The sequence below is a fragment of the Mycolicibacterium moriokaense genome, from assembly GCF_010726085.1.
Taxonomy (GTDB): Bacteria; Actinomycetota; Actinomycetes; order Mycobacteriales; family Mycobacteriaceae; genus Mycobacterium; species Mycobacterium moriokaense.
The window spans coordinates 3,708,950-3,731,315 of the sequence record NZ_AP022560.1 but is presented as its reverse complement, the minus strand read 5'-3'; the positions used below and the strand labels follow the sequence as shown (position 1 = coordinate 3,731,315).

Sequence of the window (22,366 nt, the reverse complement as noted above, 5' to 3'; positions counted from 1 at the left end):
CCAAGGTGGCTTCCTTGACGCCTGCCGAGATCAGCGCCATTGACGCCGCCCACGTCTGGCATCCCTACAGCACGATCGGCGCGGAAGCGTTCGCGCCGCTGGTTGCCGCCGGCGCGCGCGGCGCGTGGCTGACGCTGCACCGCGACGGGCGGGACGTGCAGGTTCTCGACGCGATGGCGTCATGGTGGACCGCGATCCACGGCCACGGCCATCCGGTCCTGGATGCGGCGATCACCGACCAGCTGGCCACCATGAACCACGTCATGTTCGGCGGACTGACCCACGAACCCGCCGCTCGGCTGGCACAGCTGCTGGTCCAACTCACACCGGACGGTCTCGACACCGTCTTCTTCAGCGATTCGGGCTCGGTCTCGGTCGAGGTCGCGGTCAAGATGGCGCTGCAGTACTGGCGCAGCATCGGCCGCGGCGGCAAGCACCGGCTGATGACCTGGCGCGGCGGCTACCACGGCGACACCTTCACTCCGATGAGTGTCTGCGACCCCGACGGCGGCATGCATTCGCTGTGGACCGACGTGCTGGCCCGTCAGGAGTTCGCACCTGCGGTGCCCAGCGAGTACGACGCCGGCTATGTGAAGGCGTTCGAGAAGCAACTCGTCGAACACGTCGACGAGTTGGCCGCCGTCATCGTGGAACCGGTGGTCCAGGGGGCGGGCGGGATGCGGTTCCACGATCCGCGGTACCTGCTCGACCTGCGCGAGATGTGCACCCGCCACGGGGTGCTGTTGATCTTCGACGAGATCGCCACCGGCTTCGGGCGCACGGGGGAGTTGTTCGCCGCCGACCACGTGGGGGTGACGCCCGACATCATGTGTGTCGGGAAAGCGCTCACCGGCGGCTACATCACCCTGGCGGCGACGCTGTGCACCCGCGAGATCGCCGAGACGATCAGCACGCACGAACCCGGCGCGCTGATGCACGGGCCGACCTTCATGGCCAACGCGCTGGCGTGCGCGGTCTCGGTGGCGTCGGTCGAACTGCTGCTCGCCGGCGACTGGCGGTCGTCGGTGCGCGCGATCGAGGCGGGCCTGCGTGACGGCCTGTCGCCCGCGGCGGATCTCGCCGGGGTGGCCGACGTCCGGGTGCTGGGTGCGATCGGCGTGATCGAGATGGATAGGCCCGTGGATCTGGGGGTGGCGACGCCTGTCGCGCTGGATCACGGGGTCTGGCTGCGGCCGTTCCGCAACCTCGTCTATGTGATGCCGCCGTACATCTGCACGCCGGAGGAGATCGCGCAGATCTGCTCGGCCATGGTCGCCGTGGCGGCTGCGTTGGCGGGTTAACGGTCTGACCGCGCTCTGCGTTAGCCTGAACACCGTTCAAGTCGGCTCGCCGGAGGCACACGTGACATCACGCACTGGTCTTTCGCCGCTGGCGTGGCTCGACGACGTCGAGCAGCAGCGCCGCGCGGCGGGCCTGCGGCGGTCGCTGCGCACGCGCGCGCCCGTCGGTGCCGAACTGGACCTGGCCTCGAACGACTACCTCGGTCTGTCGCAGCATCCCGACGTGATCGAGGGCGGGGTGACCGCGCTGCGTACCTGGGGTGCCGGGGCGACGGGTTCGCGGCTGGTGACCGGTAACACCGAAATCCATGAGGGCTTCGAGCATGCGCTCGCGGACTTCGTCGGCGCCGAGTCGGCCCTGGTGTTCTCGTCGGGGTACACCGCGAATCTGGGCGCGGTCGTCTCGCTGTCCGGCGCGGGTTCGCTGTTGGTGTCTGATGCCCTGACGCATGCGTCTCTCGTCGACGCCTGTCGGCTTTCGCGGGCCCGGGTGGTGGTGACACCACATCGCGACGTCGCGGCCGTCGAGGCGGCGCTGACCGCCCGCGACGAGGAGCGCGCGGTCGTGGTGACCGATTCCGTGTTCTCCGCGGACGGCGTACTCGCCCCGCTGCGGACGCTGCACGACGTGTGCCGCCGCCACAACGCCCTGCTGATCGTCGATGAGGCGCACGGGCTCGGGGTGCGGGGGACCGGCGGTCGAGGGCTGTTGCACGAGGTCGGGCTGGCGGGCGCGCCGGACGTCGTGATGACGACGACGATGTCCAAGGCGCTGGGCAGTCAGGGTGGCGTCGTGCTTGGGCCGACGGCGGTACGCGACCATCTGATCGACGCCGCACGTCCGTTCATCTTCGACACGGGGTTGGCACCCGCCGCCGTGGGTGCGGCGTGGGCGGCGCTGAATGTGCTGATTGCCGAGCCGTGGCGGGCGCAGGCGGTGCTGGACCACGCGGCGGCCCTCGCGACCGTGTGCGACGTCGCCGAGCGACCCGACTCCGCGGTGGTGTCGGTGATAATGGGCGAGCCGGATGTGGCACTGGCCGCTGCGGTGGCGTGTTTGGACCGCGGTGTACGCGTCGGCTGCTTCCGGCCACCGACCGTCGCGCCGGGCACTTCGCGGCTGCGGCTGACGGCCCGCGCATCGCTGTCGGAGGACGAGATGGCCTTGGCTCGTGAGGTTCTCGTCGACGTGCTCTTTCCCGGCACGTGAGCACGCTCGTCATCACCGGGACGAACACCGGTGTCGGCAAGACGGTGGTGACGGCGGCGCTGGCGTGTCACGCCCGGCTCGCGGGCATCGACGTGGCGGTGTGCAAACCCGTGCAGACCGGAAGCCCGCACGACGACGACCTGGCCGACATCGGTCGGCTGTCCGGGGTGACCGACCTGCGTGGGGCGTGGCGTTACCCGGAACCGCTGGCGCCGGTCGCCGCGGCGCAGCGGGCGGGTCTGCCGTTGCCGACGCGCGCTGAGCTCGTCGAATCGGTACGTGCGGCGGAGGCGAAGCTGGTTCTGGTGGAAGGCGCCGGCGGCCTGCTCGTCGAACTGGGGGAGGGTGGCGTGACGCTGCGCGATGTCGCGAAGGATCTGGGCGCATCGGTGCTGGTCGTGGTCGCTGCGGGCCTCGGCACGTTGAACCACACCGCGTTGACACTGGAATCGCTTGCTGCACACGGGATTCCATGTTCGGGACTTGTCATCGGCGCATGGCCGTCCGATCCCGGCCCGGCCGAGGAGGGCAACCGCGAGGCGCTGAGCAGGCTCGCCCCGGTTCGGGCGGTGCTGCCCGCAGGCCTGGGTGCGGTGAGCGCGGAAGAGTTCGAGGTCGTGAGCGCGTCGGCGTTCGACTCGGTGTGGGTCGCCGGTCTGGGGTAGCGATGGTCCATTCCGTCGAGCTGATCTTCGATACGGACACCGAGGCAACCGTCCGGCACATCTGGGATGAGTTGCGTGACGCAGGAATTCCCAGCCAGGCACCTGCCAGCCGTCCGCACTCGACGCTGACGGTCGCCGAACGGATCGACCCCGAGGTGGACGACGTGCTCTCATCGCTGTCCGACCGGTTTCCGATGCCTTGCCGCATTGGTGCACCGCTGTTCTTCGGCAGGGCCAAGGCCGTACTCGCCCGCCTAGTGGTGCCGACGACCGCGCTGCTGGCTGTGCACGCCGAGGTGTACGAGATGTGCCTGCCTTACCAACATCCGGGCCCGATGGCCAACGCGCAGCCGGACGGCTGGACACCCCACGTGACGGTGGCTCGCCGCGTCGTGCCCGCTCAGATGGGCCGCGCCGTCAGGGTTGCGGGGACACCAATCGAGATCGTCGGCGCCGTCGTCGGACTGCGCCGCTGGGACGGCAACGCCAAGCGCGAATATCCGGTCTAGTCGCTACGGGACCGTCGCCGCAACGCTTTTCGGCACGCACATCCGCCATGCGTCGATGATGAATTCGCGCAGCTCGTCGAGCTCGATCGCGTCGAGCCGGACCGCGACCCAGTTGTATCGCATTTCGGAAGTCCTGGGCATCAGGAACTTGTCGGGCTCCGAGGCCACTAGCGCGGCCCGCTCTTCCTTGGGAAACCCGAAGCCCATCGTGGTTTCGTCGCGCGAGAACGCCACAAAGACCAGGCGTCCGACCTTGAACCTGATCCGGTCGGCGACGACGGCCTCGTACGCCCTCGGTAATGCCAGGGCGATGGGCCGCACATCGTCGACCGTGATCATCTCGCTGACGCTAGCCGGTACCCCCGACAATGTCGGTGATCTGCTGATTCGATCCGGTGAAGTCCGGTAATTTCCGCCTCGGTGGCCAAGAAATCGGACGACGAAACCGACCGAGCCTCCCACTGGAGCCCCGGCCGATACCATTGGCTCACGACCACGTCGATCGCGGTCATCGGCGCCATTGTCGGCGCCACATCGCTGTTCATGAACTTCTTCTACAAGCCCGCTCCACCACCGACCACCATCGAATCCGGCCACTCCGAGTTCATGAAGTTGAGCTACTCCGACCGCATCGACCGATGCATGCCGTATGCCTCCGAGCACCCGGCCGACTGGCGGAACCGATGGCGTGATGCGCTCGAGGATGCCGGTGGATCAGAGCAGAAGCCGCCGGTGCCGTTCGCGGACCTCGACGAGGTTTCGGCCAACGGCCAGGCGATCGTCAACACGTATCTGACGCTGACGAACTACGCGGAGAAGCTCGCCCCGACCGACGAAGGGGAGAACCTGTTGTCGTGCGTTTACTCCCCGGCGCTGAAGAAGGATGTGGACGCGCTCGTCGGGACGGGAAACGACGTGCCGAAGGCCGACAACATCGTCGTCCGCGAGAGCCCCGTCTATGACCAAGGTGAATTCGCAGGTGTCACCGCAGAGGGCCGTCCGAACAAAATCGTTGAGGTGATCATCCGACCCGGGCCCAGCGAGACACACCGCCAACTGGGATTTGCGATGGTGTCGGGCCACGACCCCGGTGTCCGCATGTGGACGCTCACCGCGTCGGTGGACGCGGGCAGCCCCGGATGGATGAAGGACATCGAGAACTACCGGGGCTTCTAGACCGGTTGCGCCCGCCTGGCGAGAATGCCGTCGACCAACAACTGCACGCCGAAGTCGAACCTGTGGGTGGGGTCTTCGGAAAGGACAGACTGGTCGACCGGCAGCTCGGCGCCTGCCGCGTCCCACTGCAGACGTGACTGTTCGTCGACCGTGAAGCCCAGCACGTAGTAGACGACCGTGCGGGCGGCCAGTTCGGCATGTGCGACGTCGACACCGACCTCGGAGACCGCTTCGGTCAAGAGCGCCAGGATCTCTTTCATCACCGGTGACTGCCCGGCCGCGAAGCTGGCCGACACCAGTTCGGCACCGTCGGTATGTGACAGCAGCGCATCGCGCAGCCGGTTGCACAACTCGACGACACCCCTTGCCGATGGGACGCCGTCGAGAATGCGGTCGCTGATGGCGCCCAGCAACTCTTGCTTGTTCGCGAAATGCCAGTAAAGGGCGCCGGGGGACACGTTGAGCTCGCGCGCGAGCCGCCGCATCGTCAGATCGGCGATGCCGTACTCGTCCAACAGCGACGCCGCCGCCTCGACCACGTCCCGTTTGGTCAGCTGCACGCCCATACCCTAGCCTGAACACCGTTCAAGTTCTCAAGGAGAGTGGTTACGGGTGAGCGACATTCTGGCGGAGGCTCGCGAACAGGTATTGGAGCGCGGCGAAGGCCTCGACCAGGACCAGACGCTGCGGGTGCTGCAGCTTCCTGACGACAAGCTCGACGAACTCCTGGAACTCGCCCACGAAGTCCGGATGAAATGGTGCGGCCCCGATGTCGAGGTCGAGGGCATCATCAGCCTCAAGACCGGCGGCTGCCCCGAGGACTGCCACTTCTGCTCGCAGTCGGGGCTTTTCGCCTCGCCCGTGCGCAGTGCCTGGCTGGACATCCCGAGCCTCGTGGAGGCCGCCAAGCAGACCGCCAAAACCGGTGCCACCGAATTCTGCATCGTCGCAGCTGTGCGCGGCCCCGACGAGCGACTGCTGGCCCAGGTCGCAGCGGGCATCGAGGCGATCCGCAACGAGGTCGACATCCAGATCGCCTGCTCGCTGGGCATGCTGACCTCAGAACAGGTCGAGCGCCTCGCCGAGATGGGCGTGCATCGCTACAACCACAACCTGGAGACCGCACGGTCGTTCTTCACGAACGTCGTCACCACTCACACCTGGGAAGAGCGCTGGGACACCCTGCAGATGGTCCGCGACGCCGGCATGGAGGTCTGCTGCGGCGGCATCCTCGGCATGGGCGAGACGCTCGAGCAACGCGCGGAGTTCGCCGCCAACCTGGCCGAACTCGACCCGCATGAGGTGCCGCTCAACTTCCTCAACCCGCGGCCGGGCACGCCGTTCGGCGACCTCGAGGTGCTGCCCGCTTCGGAGGCGCTGAAAGCCGTCGCGGCGTTCCGGCTCGCGCTGCCGCGCACGATGCTGCGGTTTGCCGGCGGCCGCGAGATCACCCTCGGCGACCTGGGGGCAAAGAAGGGCATCCTCGGCGGCATCAACGCCGTGATCGTCGGCAACTACCTGACGACGTTGGGACGCCCGGCCGAAGCCGATCTCGAGCTGCTCGACGATCTGCAGATGCCCATCAAGGCGCTCAACGCCAGCCTGTAGCACCATCAAGAGATGGCGTTCAACGTCTACACGGGCGAACCCGACGGCACGGCGTTGCCGACGGCGGCCCGCCTCGGCCTCGAACCGCCGCGGTTCTGCGCGGAGTGCGGCCGCAGGATGATTGTGCAGGTGCGTCCTGACGGCTGGTCGGCGAAGTGCTCGCGGCACGGCGTCACCGACTCGAAGGATCTTGATCAGCGATGAATAACCCAGCGCCATCCCGTATCTCGCGCGGACGGGCGGCAGTGCTCGTGATCGTCGCCCTCACGATCACCGGCGTAGTCGTCGGCGCGCTGTGGGCGTGGCTGGCGCCGCCGGCTCACGGCGTCGTTGCGCTGACCAAGGACGGTGAACGCGTCCGGGCGTATCTCGGCAACGAGGCCGATCACTTCTTCGTCGCCGCCTTCCTGGTGGTCGGCATGCTGTGTGCGGTGGCCGTCGTCGCGTCGGTTTTGGTGTGGCAGTGGCGTGCGCACCGTGGCCCGGTGATGGTCGCGGCGCTCAGCATCGGAGCCGCCGCGGCGGCAGGTGCGGCGGCGGGAGTCGGTGCGGCACTTGTGCGTTGGCGGTACGGGACGATCGATGTCGGCAGCGCGCCGGTTTCACCCGAGCACCGCGTGCACTACGTGACCGAGGCGCCCGCGGTGTTCTTCGGGCATTCGCCGCTGCTGATCGCCCTGACGATCCTGTTTCCCGCAGCGATTGCGGCCCTGGTGTACTCGCTTATCGCGGTGTCGATCGCGCGTGACGACCTGGGCGGGTGGCCGCCCGCCGAACGCGACGAACCCGCTCCGGTTACAGCGGAGAACGCTCTACCGTCCGGCCAGTGACCACCTTGGCGACGATCTTCGCCAGCCGCGCCATCCCGACATAGGTCATCGGATTCAGCAGCGTCGGCCACTTGGTCCGAACCATGTGCTCAGACAAGGGCTTTCCGTTGAAGCGATCGATCAGCCAGCGCAGCGTCATCGGTGCGGACAGCGGGTGCAGCAGCATGTGCTCGCTGAACAAGTCCCGGTGGTAGGTCACCGACGCGCCGCCGGATTTGTAGGTGTCTGCCAGTTCATCGATGTCGTGAACGTCGATCAGGAGGTCGTGGACGGCCTGCACTATGAGCACCGGCGGGGTCGGCACGGTCGCGCCCAGCTTGATCTCATCGAAAACCCGCTGCACCGCCGGGGTGCTGAGGATCTGCTCCAAGGGTGCGTCGAGCATGTTGCCCATGTCCCGCCGGAACAGCCGGACCACGGCCTCGACGGTGGTCATGTCGTGCAGCCGCTCCAGGAGTGTCTTGCCCTCCTCGGTGACGTGCTCCTGGATGACCTCGTTCAGGTCGGGGTAGATGTCGGCGAGCGCCGCGACCACCAGGGCGGGCAGGCCAGCCATGTGGCTGCCGTTGAGCCGGCGGAACGTGTGGCCGAGATCGCCCACCGGGGATCCGAGCACCGCGCCGACGACGTTCAGTTCCGGCGCGTAGGTGCCGCTTACTTCCGCCGCCCAGGCCGTCGCCAGTCCGCCGCCGGAGTAGCCCCAGAGGCCGACCGGTGCGTCGGACGACAACCCCAGCCGCTTGGAGCCGAGCGCCGCACGCACGCCGTCGAGAACGTGGTAGCCGGGTTCGAACGGGGCGCCCCACATGCCGAGGCGGCCCTCATGGTCGGGTACCGACACCGCCCAGCCCTCGGCGAGGCACGCGGCGACCAGCAGGAACTCGAACTGAGCGATCGAACCCGTCGCGTGCGCGTGACGCCGTAGGGCATACGACGGGAAGCAGCGCGAGGTCACCGCGTCGATGGCGCACTGGTAGGAGATCACCGGCGTCACCGCGCCAGGGGCGCGCTCAGCAGGCACGATCACTGTCGTCGCGGCGGCGTCGGGCGCGCCGTGCATGTCGGTGGTGCGATACAGCAGCTGGGTGGCGCGAACGCGCTGCGGAATCAGGCCCATGAACGCCAGCTCGACGTCGCGGCTGCGCAGGACCGTTCCCGGGGTGGCGTGCTGGAAACCGTCCGGGGGCTCGTAGAACGGGTCGTCACACGGCAGCTGGGGGCGGGTACCGCGGACCAGGTCCTCGTGCGGGACTTGCCCGATCCACTCTGCACCTGCTGCTGGTGCGACGCTGCCCAGATCCATCCGGCCATTCTTACTTAAGAAAGCGTTAAGAAGCCAGCCCGACTCACCCGGGTGGGCGCAATGCGGCGAATTCGTCGGTGACGCGATAGTGGGCGTCGGTGAACCGGTACAGCGCGGCCGGGCGGCCGCCGCTGCGGCCTGATCGCGCGGTGGTGCCCGTGCGGGTGATGACGTTTCGTCGCTCGAGCACGCGTTGCAGATTGGTCGCGTCCACTGGGTGGCCGAGCGCGGCGCTGTAGATGTCGCGCAGCGACGACACCGCGAATTCAGTTGGGGCCAAGGCGAACCCGATGTTGGTGTAGGACAGCTTGGCGACGAGTCGAGCATGCGCGTGTTCGACCATCGGGCCGTGATCGAATGCCATCGGTGGCAGATCGCTGACCGGGTGCCAACGCGTGTCCGAAGGCAGCTCGGGGGTCGCGGGGGAGGGCACCAACCCGAGGAACGTCGATGCGATTGTGCGGGGGCCGGGCACCCGCTTCGGATCCGAGAAAACCGCAAGCTGTTCGAGGTGAGCAACCTCACGCAGGTCGACTTTTTCCGCGAGTTGTCGTCGGACGGAGCTGGTCAGGTCCTCGTCGTCGCGCAGCCGACCGCCCGGAAGTGCCCATTTTCCCGCCTCCGGTTCCAGTGCACGCTGCCACAACAGCACGTGAAGTGCAGGTTTCGGTGAGTCGACGGCCCGTACTTGGAACACAGCAGCGAGGACCTCGTGCGCGGTGCTAGTATGAGCCATGTTTTCGATTATAAGTCGAAAACCTCGACGGAATGAAGGAGCCGGCTGTGACAGTTTTGGATCGCATGCCCGCTAACGATCTCGCGGACCGCATCACGTCCGGGCCCGCTGGATTCTCCGGCGTCGACGGCGACCAGGAGTGGGCCGACGAGGTGCGTCGGCTCGCCGATCTGCGCGGCGCGACGCTACTGGCGCACAACTACCAGCTGCCTGCCATCCAGGACGTCGCCGACCACGTCGGCGACTCGCTCGCGCTGTCGCGCATCGCGGCCGAGGTGCCCGAGGACACGATCGTGTTCTGCGGCGTGCACTTCATGGCCGAGACGGCGAAGATCCTGTCCCCAGAGAAGACCGTGCTCATTCCCGACCAGCGGGCGGGCTGCTCACTGGCCGACTCGATCACCGCCGACGAACTGCGCGCCTGGAAGGCCGAGCATCCCGGGGCGGTCGTCGTGTCCTACGTCAACACCACCGCGGCGGTGAAGGCCGAGACCGACATCTGCTGCACCTCGTCGAACGCGGTCGAGGTGGTCGCGTCCATCCCGGCGGACCGCGAGGTGTTGTTCTGTCCTGACCAATTCCTCGGCGCGCACGTGCGGCGCGTCACCGGTCGCAAGAACCTCCACGTGTGGGCGGGCGAGTGCCATGTCCACGCGGGCATCAACGGCGACGAGCTGGCCGATCAGGCACGCACCCACCCGGACGCGGAACTGTATGTGCATCCCGAATGCGGTTGCGCCACTTCGGCTCTGTATCTGGCCGGGGAAGGCGCCTTCCCTGAGGAACGGGTGAAGATCCTGTCGACCGGCGGCATGCTCGACGCCGCCAGGGACACCCGCGCGCGCCAGGTTCTGGTGGCCACCGAGGTCGGCATGCTGCACCAGTTGCGCCGCGCCGCACCGGAAGTCGACTTCCGCGCGGTCAACGACCGCGCATCGTGCAAGTTCATGAAGATGATCACCCCCGCCGCGCTGCTGCGCTGCCTCGTGGAAGGTAAGGACGAGGTCCACGTCGATCTGGAGACCGCCCGGCTGGCCCGCGCCAGTGTGCAGCGGATGATCGAGATCGGTCAGCCCGGCGGCGGCGAATGAGCGCGCAGGCGGCCTGCGGCGGGCGCGGCTACTGGCAGCAGCGCGCCGACGTCGTGGTGATCGGCACCGGTGTCGCGGGTCTGGTGGCGGCCCTTGCGGCGCATCGCCGTGGCCAGAAGGTGATGGTGCTCAGCAAGGCCGGTGATACGGCCACGTTCTACGCGCAGGGCGGAATCGCGGTCGTGCTCCCCGATGCCCTACGCGAAGACGGAGATTCGGTGGAGGCGCATGTCGCCGACACGTTGGCCGCGGGTGCCGGACTCTGCGTTCCAGAGGCGGTGTGCTCCATCGTCGGCGACGGATACCGCGCAGTGCGCGACCTGGTCGACGACGGTGCCCGCTTCGACGAGGCCTCGCCGGGACAGTGGTCACTGACTCGCGAGGGCGGCCACTCGAGGCGGCGGATCATTCACGCCGGCGGCGACGCGACCGGCGCCGAGGTGCAGCGGGCTCTCGACGTCGCCGCGGCCATGCTTGACATTCGGCGCAACCACGTCGCGCTCGAGATCCTGCACGACGACGGCGCGGTGACAGGTGTGCTCACACTCAACGACGACGGCCTCGGCATCGTCCATGCGCGATCGGTGATCTTGGCGACCGGTGGGCTGGGCCATCTGTACTCGGCGACCACGAATCCGGAAGGGTCCACGGGCGACGGTGTCGCGCTGGCGATGTGGGCCGGACTGCCGGTGGCAGACCTCGAGTTCATCCAGTTCCACCCCACCATGCTGTTCGACGGGCACGCCGGTGGCCGGCGACCGCTGATAACCGAGGCTGTGCGCGGTGAAGGTGCGGTTCTCATTGACTCCCAGGGTCGTTCGGTCACGCACGGCGTGCACCCGATGGGGGATCTGGCACCGCGCGACGTCGTCGCCGCAGCCATCGACGCGCGGATGACCGCGACCGGTGAGCCCTGCGTCTTTCTCGATGCGACGGGCATCAAGGGCTTCAAGAAGCGCTTCCCGACGGTCACCGCGGCGTGCCGCGAGGCGGGCATCGATCCGACGCGCCAGCCCATCCCCGTCGTTCCCGGTGCGCACTACAGCTGCGGTGGTGTGGTCACCGATGTGCACGGCCGTACCGAAATGGCAGGCCTTTTCGCCGCGGGTGAGGTGGCCCGCACCGGATTGCATGGTGCGAACCGGTTGGCGTCCAACAGTCTGCTCGAGGGACTCGTGGTCGGTGGCCGCGCCGGGCGGGCCGCCGCAGCACACGCCTCGGAGGCCGGGCCGTCGACCGCTCGGCTGCCGGAGCCCGCCGTGCGGCGTGCACTGCCTCGGCCGGATTTGCAGCGGGCGATGTCCCGTTATGCGTCGGTGGTTCGTGACGATGCCGGTCTGCGTGCGCTGTCGCAAGTGTTGGAGGCCGCGACTCCGCGGAAGATCAACTCGCGCAAGGATTTCGAGGATGTCGCGCTGACGACGGTGGCGGGCGGTGTGATGGCGGCCGCGTTGGCGCGGACCGAGACGCGCGGGTGCCATCATCGCGCCGACTATCCGGACACCGATCCGGCGATGGCCTTCACCCTGGAACCCGTGGTGGCGTGCGTCTGATGGAACTGACTGCCGACGAGTTGACCGAGGCGCGGCGGGTTATCGCCCGCGCCCTCGAAGAGGACCTGCGGTACGGACCCGATGCCACCACGCTGGCGACGGTGGGTGCGGATGCGACGACGACGGCGTCGATGGTCGCCCGGCAGCCGGGCGTCATCGCGGGGGTCGACATCGCCTTGCTGGTGCTCGACGAGGTCTTGGGCTCCGGCGGTTACGTCGTCAAACACCGCATCGACGACGGCGAACGGCTCGACGCCGGTGGACTGGTGCTCGCGGTCGAGGCGCCGACGCAGGGGCTGCTGACAGCCGAGCGGACCATGCTGAACCTCGTGTGCCACCTGTCGGGGATCGCGACGACGACCGCGGCCTGGGTGGCCGCCGTCGAGGGCACCAAGGCCAAGATCCGCGATACCCGCAAGACGCTGCCGGGGCTGCGGGCGCTGCAGAAGTACGCGGTACGTGCCGGCGGTGGCGTGAACCACCGGATGGGGCTGGGCGACGCGGTGTTGATCAAGGATAACCATGTCGCCGCCGCGGGCTCGGTGGTCGCCGCGCTGCACGCGGTGCGGGCGGCCGCCCCCGATCTGCCGTGCGAAGTCGAGGTCGATTCGTTGGAGCAACTCGATGAGGTGCTCGGCGAGAACCTGGGGGATGAGGCACTCATCCTGCTCGACAACTTCCCCGTCTGGCAGACGCAGATCGCGGTGCAGCGTCGCGATTCACGGTCGCCGGCAACAAAATTGGAGTCCTCTGGCGGGCTGTCGCTCGACACCGCCGCCGAATACGCGGGCACCGGCGTGGACTACCTGGCTGTCGGAGCGCTGACCCACTCGGTGACGGTGCTCGACATCGGTCTCGACCTCTAGGTGTTCTCGGTCATGACGTTGGTTGCAGTCGGCTGATGGGTGGTACCCCGTCGAGTGCGCTGTGGCGGCGTTGAGTGTTGTAGAACTCGACCCAGGGCGCAAGTGCTCGGGCGCGGTCTGCGTTGGAGGCGAACACCCGGCGATAGGACCATTCGCTTTGCAGGGTGCGGTTATAGCGTTCCACCTTGCCGTTCTGCCATGGGCAGTGCGGCTTGATGAACAGGTGTTTGGCGTGCAGTTGGTCGATGACGGCAGCGACGTGGGCCGAGCGCCGATAGCTCAGATGGTTGTCGGTGATCACGCGCTCGATACGCGAAATGCCCTGCGATTGAAAGTATTGCGCCGCCCGAGCAATGAACCCGGCACACGTCGGACCTTTCTCATCGGCATGGATCTCTGAGTACGCCAGCCGGCTGTGGTCATCGACCATCGAGTGCACGTAGTCATACCCGATACCGCGCCTGCGGACCTGTTCACTACGCCCGTGAGCGCGCCACCCACCCCCGTCGGGGATACGACCGAGCTTTTTGACATCGACATGCACCAGCTCGCCAGGCCGTTGTCGCTCATAGCGTCGTGTCGTGGCCTTCGACGACTTGATCACCGCACCGGTCATCGGATCGCAGTCACGCAGGTAGGGCACAGCGCGACGGCGCAGAATCCGTCCCACGGTCCGGGGCGCAATGCCCAGTTCAGGACCCAGCCAGTCCTGGCCCCGACGATGTTTGCGCCGCGCGGCGATCACTTGGCGCTCCACCCGCGCCGAGGTCCGCGAGGGGCTGTGGTGCGGTCGTGAGGACCGGTCATGCAGTCCGGCCTCACCTTCAGCGGCATAACGGCTGATCCAGGTGTGGACGCATTTGCGGGAGATGCCCATCGCCGCGGCGATATGGGCCTGCGGCCACCCTTGCTGGTGGCGCTGCACGATCAGCATTCGGCCGTGCAGCGTGGTGCGGGCATTACGGTGGGACACGAGAACCTCCGGGGTGGTGATGGGCCTTCGACAAGCCACACCTCACCCGGAGGTTCTCCTCACATCAAGCCAACACGCCTGCTACCAACGTCATGACCGAGAACATCTAGGGTCTGTCGACCAGCCTGCGCGAAGCGCCCTTCGCGGCATTGAGGGCGGTGTCGTCGCCCGCGATCCGCGACAGGATCAACGCCCCTTCCAGGAGTGCGATGACGGCGAGCGCCGTCTGTTCGGCGTCCGCATCGGTCCAGCCGTCGCGGCGCAGTCGGTCCTCGATCGCGTTGCGCCAGCCACGAAACGCTCGTGCCGATGCTTCGCGGACGACGGGGCTCGCGTTCACGGATTCGGTCGCGATCGGTTCGATGGGACAGCCGTCGCGCCGATCCGATGCGAGCCCGGCAGACATCAGGTCGATCCAGCCGTCAACGATGTCGGTGACCGCCAACTCGCTGTCGAGGAACTGCCGAAGGCGCGCTTCGATGTCGGCGCCCGCGCTTTCCACCACGGCCGCGGCCAGCTGCTGCTTGCCGTCGGGGAAGTGGTGATACAGCGACCCGGCCTTGACGTCGGCGGTCTCCAAGATCTGGTTCACGCCGGTCGCCGCATAGCCCTGTCTGCGAAAGAGCAGGGCGGCGGCGTCGACGAGCGCGGTGCGGCTGCGATCCGGACGAGGCATCCCTTGACTTTACTTGAAAGATCGCTCAAGAATACTTGAACACTCACTAAAGAACGGAGCCGACGATGCGGCAGCTGGTGTTCGAGAAAGCGCACTCCTATGGCTGGCATGAGGTGGCGGACCCTGAAATCCAGGCCCCCGAGCAGGCCATTGTGCGGCCACTGCTGGTGGCTTGTTGCGACCTGGATGTAGCGGTGGCCGAGGGGAGGCTCCCGTTGCCGCCCGGCCATGCCGTGGGCCACGAGGGCATCGGTGAGGTCGTCGCCGTGGGCGATGCCGTGCAGGGTGTGCGGCCCGGCGACCGTGTCGTGGTCCCGTTCCAGATCAGCTGCGGGCAATGCCGGGAGTGCCAACGCGGGGTGACGGGGTCGTGCGCGGCGCTGCCGCTGATGGCGATGTACGGCATGGCGCCGTTGGCCGGCCTGGACGGCGGCGGGTTCATGGCCGACCTGGTTCTGGTGCCGTACGCGGACGCGATGCTCGTGCCGATTACGAGCGGTGTCGACCTCGTCGGTATCGCGTCGCTGTCGGACAACATCGTCGACGCCTGGCGGGCCGTGGGGCCATACCGAACCGAGCTCGCCGCACTCGATGAAGCCGACCGTCGGGTGCTCGTCGCGGGACGGCAGTCGATCGGTCTGTACGCGGCGGGACTGGCCGCGGCACTCGGCTATGACGTCGACTACGTCGACATCGATCCGCAACGTCTCGCGGCGGCCGAAAAGCTCGGCGCCACAGTCCATGACAGGCCCAAGCCGGACAAGTCGATGGGGCCCTATCCGGTTACCGTCCACACGTCTGCGGACCCGGCTGCGCTCGCGGCGACGTTGCGCGTGACGTGGCCGGACGGAGTGTGCACCGACACTGGGATCTACTACCAGGGTGCGGTGGAGATGCCGCTGCTGCCGATGTACACCCGCGGGGTGAGGTTCGTGACGGGCCGGGTGAACGCACGTGCCGTCATTCCGGAAGTCGTCGAACTGCTCGAGGCCGGCTGCGATCTGACACCGGTGGTCGACCGCGTAGTGCCATGGGACGACGCCGCGGAGGTCTGGCCGACGATGACGGGCAAGACCGTATTCACGCGGTAGCGCATCAGGCGATGTCGGCGACGAACACCGCCATCTTCTTCGCCTGAACGCGGGCCATGAAGGGCAGGCCTTCGGCATCGCCGCCCGCGGGGATGATCCGGGGATTGACGAGGTGGACTGTACGCGAGCCGAAGAGGATGTCGGCCTCGTTGGCGGCGAGCACGTTTTTCACCCAGTCGGTCTTGCCGTGGCCGAGCGCGATCGCGAGGGTGTTTCCCTTGCGGAATGGGGTGACGACGGTTTCGTATGTCTTGCCGGACTTGCGGCCGCGGTGCTGGATCTTGGCGAGACCCGGCATGAGCCGCGCGACCCGCTTGACGACGGGGTTCATGTACTTGATCTGCAGGCGCTCGAACGCGGGCGGATAGATCATCGGGACGCCGGGAGCGTTGTTGGGGTGATCCTTGGCGGACATGAACCTCAACATTACGTGACGATGCCCGCCCCACAAGGGGACGGGCATCGCCATTTCTGTTGCGGTGTCAGCCGTTTCGACGACTACGGATTGCCGTCGCTGCCGTCGCTGCCGCTGTTACCGCCGACACCACCGCCGCCGCCGGATCCCCCGTCTCCGCCAGTTGCGTTGCCGCCGTTACCGCCGACGTTTGGCCCGACGACAGACCCATTGCCGCCGTTACCGCCGTTGCCGCCGTCGGAGGCGACTGTGCCGCCGTTGCCGCCGTTGCCGCCGTCACCGCCGTTCGCGTTGCCACCTGCACCGTTGGCAGTTCCGTTTCCGCCGACGCCGCCATTGCGGCCGTCACCGAACACGACGCCGCCGCTACCGCCGTCGCCGCCCCTGCCGCCGTTGGCTGTGCCGGTAGTCGTGGTTGCATTGCCACCGGTGCCGCCATTGCGGCCATTCCCGAAGACGACGCCGCCGTTGCCGCCGCTGCCGCCGTTGCCGGCTTGAGCTACGCCGGTAGTGGAGTTCGCGCCGCCAGCGTTTCCGCCTGCACCGCCGTCGCCGACGAAATCGGCGTCACCGCCGGTACCGCCGTTGCCGCCAGTCGCGTTGCCGCCGATCGCGGTGCCTGTGCCGCCATCGCCGCCATCGCCGCCACCGGTGCCGCCGCCGGCGCCGGCACCACCAGCGCCGCCTTCAGCCGTGCTGGTCGCGCCGAGGGTCGACGCATCACCGCCGTTTCCGCCATCGCCGCCGATGCCGACATAGCCGCCAGTGCCGCCTTGGCCGCCCGCGCCGCCGCTCGCATTACCGAGGTTGTTGAGGTCATTGCCGCCGTTACCGCCGGCCCCGCCATTACCGAACATCCCGGCGCTGCCGCCGTTGCCGCCATCCTGCGCTCCGGAGAGGAGGTTCGCATCTGCGCCGTTACCACCGCGGCCACCGTTGCCGCCGAAGAAGCCGGCGTTGCCGCCGTTGCCCGCTCGGGTAACGCCCGCAAGGGCCACAGGCGGGCTGTAGCCGTCGCCACCGCTGCCGAACAGCCAGCCGCCATTGAAGCCGTCGGGGTGCAGCACATTGCCGTCGGCGCCGTTGCCGATCGCCCCGAACGTGAACGCCATGGTCAGCGGGTTGTCGAGGATTGGGTCAAACGCGTTGATGAAGGGGGCCGGGTCAAAGGCACCGTTTCGGGTGAAATCCGCGCCGTCGCCGAACCCGAAGAAATCAGTCGGTAACAGGCACGGCAAATTACCGCACTGGTCCTGCGCTTGCGCCGTGCCGATTGACCCGAAGCCGACGAATCCCGCCGTTATCGCACCTCCGAGCATGGCTCCGCCGACCGCGCGCCGCGCGACGGTACCTCGTGACGAGGCTGCGCGGTGTTTACCGGCGACTATTGTCCTGGACATTTTTCTCCCCTTCTGTCGACCTGGATCTGGCGATCCAGTTACCCCGACGACTCCGACATTCGTTCGCGAAGGCTGTGGCCGAGTGGCTGGACCGGGTGCTCGCTCTCGTAGTCAGCTAATCAGCGGATGCCGATCACAGACATACTGGCACCTGTTTCAGAAATTTCCTAGCAACTTCTCAAAATTGCTAAGAGATTTCTATTCACTCTAGCGTCAATTGTGACCACGGCGTAAATTTTCTTGCGTAATCCACTTGCGAATGCAAGTACTCAAAGTCTGGGGGTAGGACCTTTCAGCAACTTGCTCGGCAGATCTTGTCAAGCCTTAGTCGCCATCAAGTACCAGCAAAAATGGCAACATGCTGCCGAAACTCAGACGGTGGGGCTAATGGAAAGGAGCCGTCGCTACGCCATCGTCCAGTGGCATCCACGGGATTCGTATGCTGGATATTGACTTTGTGGTTAATTGGCAGCGAGTGATTTACAAGGTCGTCAAATATTCTGCTACAGCTAACATCACAAGATCATATAGTTGAGTAAGCAATCATTATTAAGGCGAACATAGACAAATTGATCGTGTAATCGACGCACCGATCAGATGTGTGGAACCGAGTTAGCTGTGCCAGGCGCGAGCAACCCGCTAGTATCGGCCGCATGTCTGAGCCAACGCAGTCTTCACGGGGGTCCATTGTGTCGGTCGTAGCGCTCGTTGTGGCGCTCGTAGCGGTAGGGGTGGCCGTCTGGGCGCTGGTCAAACAGCCCACGTTGCCGTCCGAGTCCGCTGGTCCGTCTTCGGTTTTCACCGGCACCACGACAGACGACCCCAAGGGCAGCATCTGCGAGGCCTTCGACCTCGTACACAAGGGCGTCCAGCTCAACACGAACCTGCAGCCTCCGGGTGGGCCGGAAGATGTCACCGGAACCTTGGCGGTGGGTGCAAACGCGCGATTGTCACTGTTCGAGGGCGGCCAGTACCTACTGGCCCGACTCCAGCCGGACACACCGTCGGAGCTGGCGGACCCGATGCGCAAGTTCGGAAATCAATTGATGGACATCGGCGCACGGTCGATTGCCGGCATCGCGAACGCCGATCCCGACCAGGCTGCGCGGCTGAAGGACGCCGACCAGACGGGCGGCATGATCACGAATCTCTGCAAGTGAACGTGGCCTGAGACGCCTGTCGCTGCCGCGGCGATATCGATTTGGCCTGTTCTGGGACAATGGGTGCGTGAACGCGCCGTCATCCTTGATCGCCCGCATCGACCTGCGCGGCACTGAGCTTTCGGCTGCCCAGCTGCGGTCGGCTCTGCCGCGCGGCGGTGTCGACGTCGACGCGGTCGTTCCGAAGGTCCGACCCATCGTCGACGCGGTGGCCGAGCGCGGCGCGGAGGCCGCCCTGGAGTTCGGGGAATCGTTCGACGGAGTCCGGCCCGTGAAGGTCCGAGTGCCCGAGGAGCGGCTGCAGCAAGCGCTGGATGCGCTGCCCGACGACGTCCGGACTGCGCTCGAGGTAGCGATCGAACGCACCCGCGCGGTGCACGCGGACCAGCGGCGTACCGATACGACGACAACGCTCGGCCCGGGTGCCACGGTCACGGAGCGTTGGGTGCCCGTCGAACGCGTCGGCCTCTACGTGCCGGGCGGCAACGCCGTCTATCCCTCCAGCGTCGTGATGAATGTCGTGCCCGCGCAGACCGCTGGCGTCGACTCGTTGGTGATCGCCAGCCCGCCGCAGCGCGACTTCGACGGTCTGCCACACCCGACGATCCTGGCCGCCGCGCGGCTGCTGGGCGTCGACGAAGTGTGGGCGGTCGGCGGTGCGCAGTCGGTGGCACTGCTGGCGTACGGCGGCACGGACACCGACGGTGCCGAACTGGCGCCGGTCGACATGATCACCGGCCCGGGGAACATCTACGTCACCGCCGCCAAGCGGATCTGCCGTTCGCAGGTGGGCATCGACGCGGAGGCGGGCCCGACGGAGATCGCGATCCTCGCCGATCACACCGCGGACCCTGTGCACGTCGCGGCGGATCTGATCAGTCAGGCCGAACACGACGAGATGGCCGCGAGCGTGCTCGTCACGCCCAGCGCCGATCTGGCCGACGCCACCGACAGGGAACTCGCGAACCAGCTCGAGACCACCTTCCACAAGGAACGGGTGCGGGCGGCACTGGGCGGCAAGCAGTCTGCGACGGTGCTCGTCGACGACCTCGATGCGGGTATTCGCACCGTCAACGCCTACGCCGCCGAGCACCTCGAGATCCAGACCACCGATGCCCGTGAGGTGGCGGGCCGAATCCGTTCGGCGGGTGCGATCTTCGTCGGCGCGTACTCACCTGTGAGCCTTGGTGACTACTGCGCCGGGTCCAACCACGTACTGCCCACCGCCGGCTGCGCCCGCCACTCCAGCGGGCTGTCGGTACAGACGTTCCTGCGCGGTATCCACGTCGTCGACTACGACGAGGCGGCCCTGAAGGACGTATCCGGTTACGTGATCACGCTCGCTAAGGCCGAGAACCTGCCCTCGCACGGCGAAGCGGTGCGGCGGAGGTTCGAAAGGTGACGCCTGGCAAGAAGGTGACCCTGGACGATCTGCCGCTGCGCGAAGACCTGCGCGGCAAGTCGCCCTACGGGGCGCCGCAGCTGCAGGTTCCGGTGCGGCTCAACACCAATGAGAATCCGCACCCGCCGACCAAGGCTCTCATCGACGACGTGACCGCGTCGGTGCAGGCGATCGCGGGGGAGTTGCACCGCTATCCGGACCGAGACGCGGTCGCGCTACGTACCGATCTCGCGGCGTACCTGACCGCGCAGACAGGTGTCGACCTCGGTGTCGAGAATCTGTGGGCGGCAAACGGTTCCAACGAGATCCTGCAACAACTGCTGCAGGCGTTCGGGGGGCCGGGTCGCAGTGCCATCGGGTTCGTGCCGTCGTACTCGATGCATCCGATCATCTCCGACGGCACACAGACGAAATGGCTGGTGGCCAATCGCGCCGCCGACTTCAGTCTGGACACCGACGTCGCGGTGCAGGCGATCAAGGAACGCAACCCGGACATCGTGTTCGTAGCAAGCCCCAACAATCCGTCGGGACAAAGTGTTTCACTTGACGACCTGCGGCGCCTACTGGACGCGATGACCACCGGCCTGCTGATCGTCGACGAGGCCTACGGCGAGTTCTCCAGCCAGCCCAGCGCGGTCAGCCTCATCGACGACTATCCGACCAGGCTGGTCGTGACCCGAACGATGAGCAAAGCATTCGCGTTCGCCGGGGGACGGCTGGGCTATCTCATCGCCGCCCCCGCGGTGATCGACGCGATGTTGCTTGTCCGGTTGCCCTATCACCTGTCGTCGATCACGCAGGCGGCCGCGCGGGCGGCGCTTCGCCATGCCGACGACACACTGGGCAGCGTCTCGAAGCTCATCGCCGAACGTGAGCGTGTGTCAGAAGCATTGACCGGCATGGGCTTTCGCGTCATCGAGAGCGATGCCAACTTCGTGCTGTACGGAGAATTCGCCGACGCGCCCGCCACGTGGCAGCGCTACCTGGACGCCGGAGTCCTCATCCGCGACGTGGGCATCCCCGGATTCCTGCGGGCCACCATAGGCCTTCCCGAAGAGAACGATGCGCTGCTGGATGCGAGCGCTCGCCTCGCGAACACCGAACTCGTATCCATAGGAGCATCGTGACCATGTCTCGTATCGCAAAGATCGAACGCAAGACCAAGGAATCCGACATCGTCGTCGAGCTGGACCTCGACGGCACCGGCGTCGTCAGCGTCGAGACGGGCGTGCCGTTCTTCGACCACATGCTGACCTCGCTCGGCAGCCACGCGAGCTTCAATCTGTTTGTCCGCGCCAAGGGTGACGTCGAGATCGAGGGTCACCACACCATCGAGGACACTGCGATCGTCTTCGGCCAGGCACTGGGCCAGGCGCTCGGCGACAAGACGGGTATCCGGCGGTTCGGCGACGCGTGGATCCCGATGGACGAGTCCCTGGCGCATGCGGCCGTCGACGTGTCCGGACGGCCGTACTGCGTACACACCGGCGAACCGGATCACATGCTGCACTTCACAATCGCGGGATCCGAGGCGCCGTATCACACAGTGGTGAACCGGCACGTGTTCGAAACGATCGCGATGAACGCACGCATCGCCCTGCATGTCCGGGTGCTGTACGGCCGCGATCCGCACCACATCACGGAGGCCGAGTACAAGGCCGTCGCTCGCGCGCTGCGCCAGGCCGTCGAGTTCGACGACCGTGTCACCGGTGTGCCGTCGACGAAAGGCACACTGTGACAGCCAGAGTCGTCGTCCTCGACTACGGCTCGGGAAACCTTCGGTCCGCCCAGCGCGCGCTGGAACGCGTCGGCGCGAATGTCGAGGTGACCGCCGACGTCGACGCGGCGATGAACGCCGACGGACTGGTGGTCCCCGGCGTCGGTGCGTTCGAGGCGTGCATGGTGGGCCTGCGAAAGATCGGCGGGGAGAAGATCATCGCCGACCGCGTCGCCGCCGGCCGTCCGGTACTCGGCGTGTGCGTCGGTATGCAGATCCTGTTCGCGCGCGGTGTCGAATTCGGTGTGGAGACCGCCGGCTGCGGCCAGTGGCCGGGTTCTGTGATCCGGCTGGATGCGCCGGTGATCCCGCACATGGGATGGAACGTCGTGGACGCGCCGGCCAATACGAGGCTGTTCAAGGGGCTGGACCCGAACACCCGCTTCTACTTCGTGCACTCCTACGCGGCCCAGCAGTGGGAGGGCAATCCGGACGCGCTGCTGACGTGGGCGACCCACACCGTGCCGTTCCTGGCCGCGGTCGAAGACGGTCCGCTTTCGGCGACGCAGTTTCACCCGGAGAAGAGCGGCGACGCCGGCGCATCGCTTTTGGGCAATTGGGTTGAGGGGCTCTAGGTTGACGGCTGTGAAATTGATACTCCTTCCCGCCGTCGACGTGGTGGAG

25 protein-coding genes are annotated in these 22,366 nt (G+C 67.0%); 17 read left to right on the top strand and 8 right to left on the bottom strand.

Annotated elements, in window-relative coordinates:
• Nucleotides 1-5: 5 nt before the first annotated feature.
• The 4 genes from G6N43_RS18260 (at nt 6) to G6N43_RS18245 (ending at nt 3,685) form a co-directional block, all read left to right on the top strand.
• Complete coding sequence (locus G6N43_RS18260; protein ID WP_083149528.1) at nt 6-1,301, top strand: adenosylmethionine--8-amino-7-oxononanoate transaminase; 1,296 nt, start codon at nt 6-8, stop codon at nt 1,299-1,301.
• Nucleotides 1,302-1,362: 61 nt separating this feature from the next.
• Complete coding sequence (locus G6N43_RS18255) at nt 1,363-2,511, top strand: 8-amino-7-oxononanoate synthase (protein WP_083149527.1); 1,149 nt, start codon at nt 1,363-1,365, stop codon at nt 2,509-2,511.
• A complete protein-coding gene (bioD, locus tag G6N43_RS18250) occupies nt 2,508-3,176 on the top strand; it encodes a dethiobiotin synthase (RefSeq protein ID WP_083149526.1) in 669 nt (222 codons plus the stop codon). The genes G6N43_RS18255 and bioD overlap by 4 nt, the downstream gene beginning before the upstream one ends.
• A gap of 2 nt (nt 3,177-3,178) precedes the next feature.
• Complete coding sequence (locus G6N43_RS18245) at nt 3,179-3,685, top strand: 2'-5' RNA ligase family protein (RefSeq protein WP_083149525.1); 507 nt, start codon at nt 3,179-3,181, stop codon at nt 3,683-3,685.
• Between the two features lie 3 nt (nt 3,686-3,688).
• Here G6N43_RS18245 and G6N43_RS18240 read toward each other — a convergent pair whose 3' ends face one another.
• On the bottom strand, nt 3,689-4,024 hold the full coding sequence (locus G6N43_RS18240; protein WP_083149524.1) for an MmcQ/YjbR family DNA-binding protein: 336 nt from the start codon (nt 4,022-4,024) through the stop codon (nt 3,689-3,691).
• A gap of 81 nt (nt 4,025-4,105) precedes the next feature.
• Here G6N43_RS18240 and G6N43_RS18235 point away from each other — a divergent pair, with 81 nt between their 5' ends.
• Entirely contained in the window at nt 4,106-4,861 is a 756-nt protein-coding gene (locus G6N43_RS18235) for a hypothetical protein (RefSeq protein ID WP_083149523.1), read from the top strand.
• On the opposite strand, the gene G6N43_RS18230 is transcribed toward G6N43_RS18235, so the two are convergent.
• Nucleotides 4,858-5,421 carry a TetR family transcriptional regulator gene (locus G6N43_RS18230; protein WP_083149757.1) on the bottom strand — a complete coding sequence of 188 codons (564 nt, stop codon included), beginning with the start codon at nt 5,419-5,421 and terminating at the stop codon, nt 4,858-4,860. The two genes, G6N43_RS18235 and G6N43_RS18230, sit on opposite strands and share 4 nt — an antisense overlap.
• A 52-nt stretch (nt 5,422-5,473) precedes the next feature.
• Here G6N43_RS18230 and bioB point away from each other — a divergent pair, with 52 nt between their 5' ends.
• Genes bioB through G6N43_RS18215 form a run of 3 tightly spaced genes read left to right on the top strand, consistent with a single transcriptional unit; the run spans nt 5,474 to nt 7,299 of the window.
• On the top strand, nt 5,474-6,469 hold the full coding sequence (bioB, locus tag G6N43_RS18225) for a biotin synthase BioB (RefSeq protein ID WP_083149522.1): 996 nt from the start codon (nt 5,474-5,476) through the stop codon (nt 6,467-6,469).
• A gap of 12 nt (nt 6,470-6,481) precedes the next feature.
• The gene (gene bsaP, locus G6N43_RS18220; protein ID WP_083149521.1) at nt 6,482-6,673 is read left to right on the top strand and encodes a biotin synthase auxiliary protein BsaP; all 192 of its coding nucleotides are present in this window, start codon (nt 6,482-6,484) and stop codon (nt 6,671-6,673) included.
• Nucleotides 6,670-7,299, top strand: coding sequence for a DUF2567 domain-containing protein (locus G6N43_RS18215; protein ID WP_083149520.1), 630 nt, complete (start codon nt 6,670-6,672; stop codon nt 7,297-7,299). Before bsaP ends, G6N43_RS18215 begins: the two co-directional genes overlap by 4 nt.
• Here G6N43_RS18215 and G6N43_RS18210 read toward each other — a convergent pair.
• Both G6N43_RS18210 and G6N43_RS18205 read right to left on the bottom strand, forming a co-directional pair.
• Nucleotides 7,265-8,602, bottom strand: a complete 1,338-nt coding sequence (locus tag G6N43_RS18210) for a lipase family protein (RefSeq protein ID WP_083149519.1) — start codon at nt 8,600-8,602, stop codon at nt 7,265-7,267. The genes G6N43_RS18215 and G6N43_RS18210 overlap by 35 nt on opposite strands.
• 43 nt (nt 8,603-8,645) lie before the next feature.
• Entirely contained in the window at nt 8,646-9,338 is a 693-nt protein-coding gene (locus G6N43_RS18205; protein WP_083149518.1) for an NUDIX hydrolase, read from the bottom strand.
• Between the two features lie 65 nt (nt 9,339-9,403).
• Between G6N43_RS18205 and nadA the strand changes: the two genes are divergently transcribed.
• The 3 genes from nadA to nadC are packed head-to-tail and all read left to right on the top strand — an operon-like array spanning nt 9,404 to nt 12,848.
• A complete protein-coding gene (gene nadA, locus G6N43_RS18200) occupies nt 9,404-10,429 on the top strand; it encodes a quinolinate synthase NadA (protein WP_083149756.1) in 1,026 nt (341 codons plus the stop codon).
• Nucleotides 10,426-11,982 (top strand): L-aspartate oxidase, encoded by a 1,557-nt coding sequence (locus G6N43_RS18195; RefSeq protein ID WP_083149517.1) that lies wholly within the window; start codon nt 10,426-10,428, stop codon nt 11,980-11,982. The genes nadA and G6N43_RS18195 overlap by 4 nt, the downstream gene beginning before the upstream one ends.
• The gene (nadC, locus tag G6N43_RS18190; RefSeq protein WP_083149516.1) at nt 11,982-12,848 is read left to right on the top strand and encodes a carboxylating nicotinate-nucleotide diphosphorylase; all 867 of its coding nucleotides are present in this window, start codon (nt 11,982-11,984) and stop codon (nt 12,846-12,848) included. Before G6N43_RS18195 ends, nadC begins: the two co-directional genes overlap by 1 nt.
• A 10-nt stretch (nt 12,849-12,858) precedes the next feature.
• Here nadC and G6N43_RS18185 read toward each other — a convergent pair whose 3' ends face one another.
• Nucleotides 12,859-13,821 (bottom strand): IS481 family transposase, encoded by a 963-nt coding sequence (locus G6N43_RS18185; protein WP_163658147.1) that lies wholly within the window; start codon nt 13,819-13,821, stop codon nt 12,859-12,861.
• Nucleotides 13,822-13,927: 106 nt separating this feature from the next.
• Nucleotides 13,928-14,497 carry a TetR/AcrR family transcriptional regulator gene (locus tag G6N43_RS18180; protein WP_083151024.1) on the bottom strand — a complete coding sequence of 190 codons (570 nt, stop codon included), beginning with the start codon at nt 14,495-14,497 and terminating at the stop codon, nt 13,928-13,930.
• 65 nt (nt 14,498-14,562) lie between these two features.
• On the opposite strand from G6N43_RS18180, the gene G6N43_RS18175 reads away from it, so the two are divergent.
• Nucleotides 14,563-15,588, top strand: coding sequence for an alcohol dehydrogenase catalytic domain-containing protein (locus tag G6N43_RS18175; protein ID WP_083151026.1), 1,026 nt, complete (start codon nt 14,563-14,565; stop codon nt 15,586-15,588).
• 4 nt (nt 15,589-15,592) lie between these two features.
• On the opposite strand, the gene G6N43_RS18170 is transcribed toward G6N43_RS18175, so the two are convergent.
• Both G6N43_RS18170 and G6N43_RS18165 read right to left on the bottom strand, forming a co-directional pair.
• The gene (locus tag G6N43_RS18170; protein WP_083151480.1) at nt 15,593-16,003 is read right to left on the bottom strand and encodes a nitroreductase family deazaflavin-dependent oxidoreductase; all 411 of its coding nucleotides are present in this window, start codon (nt 16,001-16,003) and stop codon (nt 15,593-15,595) included.
• 83 nt (nt 16,004-16,086) lie between these two features.
• Nucleotides 16,087-17,403 (bottom strand): hypothetical protein, encoded by a 1,317-nt coding sequence (locus G6N43_RS18165; protein ID WP_083151028.1) that lies wholly within the window; start codon nt 17,401-17,403, stop codon nt 16,087-16,089.
• A gap of 653 nt (nt 17,404-18,056) precedes the next feature.
• On the opposite strand from G6N43_RS18165, the gene G6N43_RS18160 reads away from it, so the two are divergent.
• The 5 genes from G6N43_RS18160 (at nt 18,057) to hisH (ending at nt 22,317) form a co-directional block, all read left to right on the top strand.
• A complete protein-coding gene (locus tag G6N43_RS18160; RefSeq protein ID WP_083151030.1) occupies nt 18,057-18,563 on the top strand; it encodes a hypothetical protein in 507 nt (168 codons plus the stop codon).
• Nucleotides 18,564-18,630: 67 nt separating this feature from the next.
• On the top strand, nt 18,631-19,965 hold the full coding sequence (hisD, locus tag G6N43_RS18155; protein ID WP_083151032.1) for a histidinol dehydrogenase: 1,335 nt from the start codon (nt 18,631-18,633) through the stop codon (nt 19,963-19,965).
• The gene (locus G6N43_RS18150; RefSeq protein WP_083151034.1) at nt 19,962-21,092 is read left to right on the top strand and encodes a histidinol-phosphate transaminase; all 1,131 of its coding nucleotides are present in this window, start codon (nt 19,962-19,964) and stop codon (nt 21,090-21,092) included. Before hisD ends, G6N43_RS18150 begins: the two co-directional genes overlap by 4 nt.
• Before the next feature lie 2 nt (nt 21,093-21,094).
• A complete protein-coding gene (gene hisB, locus G6N43_RS18145; protein ID WP_083151036.1) occupies nt 21,095-21,703 on the top strand; it encodes an imidazoleglycerol-phosphate dehydratase HisB in 609 nt (202 codons plus the stop codon).
• Nucleotides 21,700-22,317, top strand: coding sequence for an imidazole glycerol phosphate synthase subunit HisH (hisH, locus tag G6N43_RS18140; protein WP_083151038.1), 618 nt, complete (start codon nt 21,700-21,702; stop codon nt 22,315-22,317). The genes hisB and hisH overlap by 4 nt, the downstream gene beginning before the upstream one ends.
• The last annotated feature ends 49 nt before the right edge of the window (nt 22,318-22,366 follow it).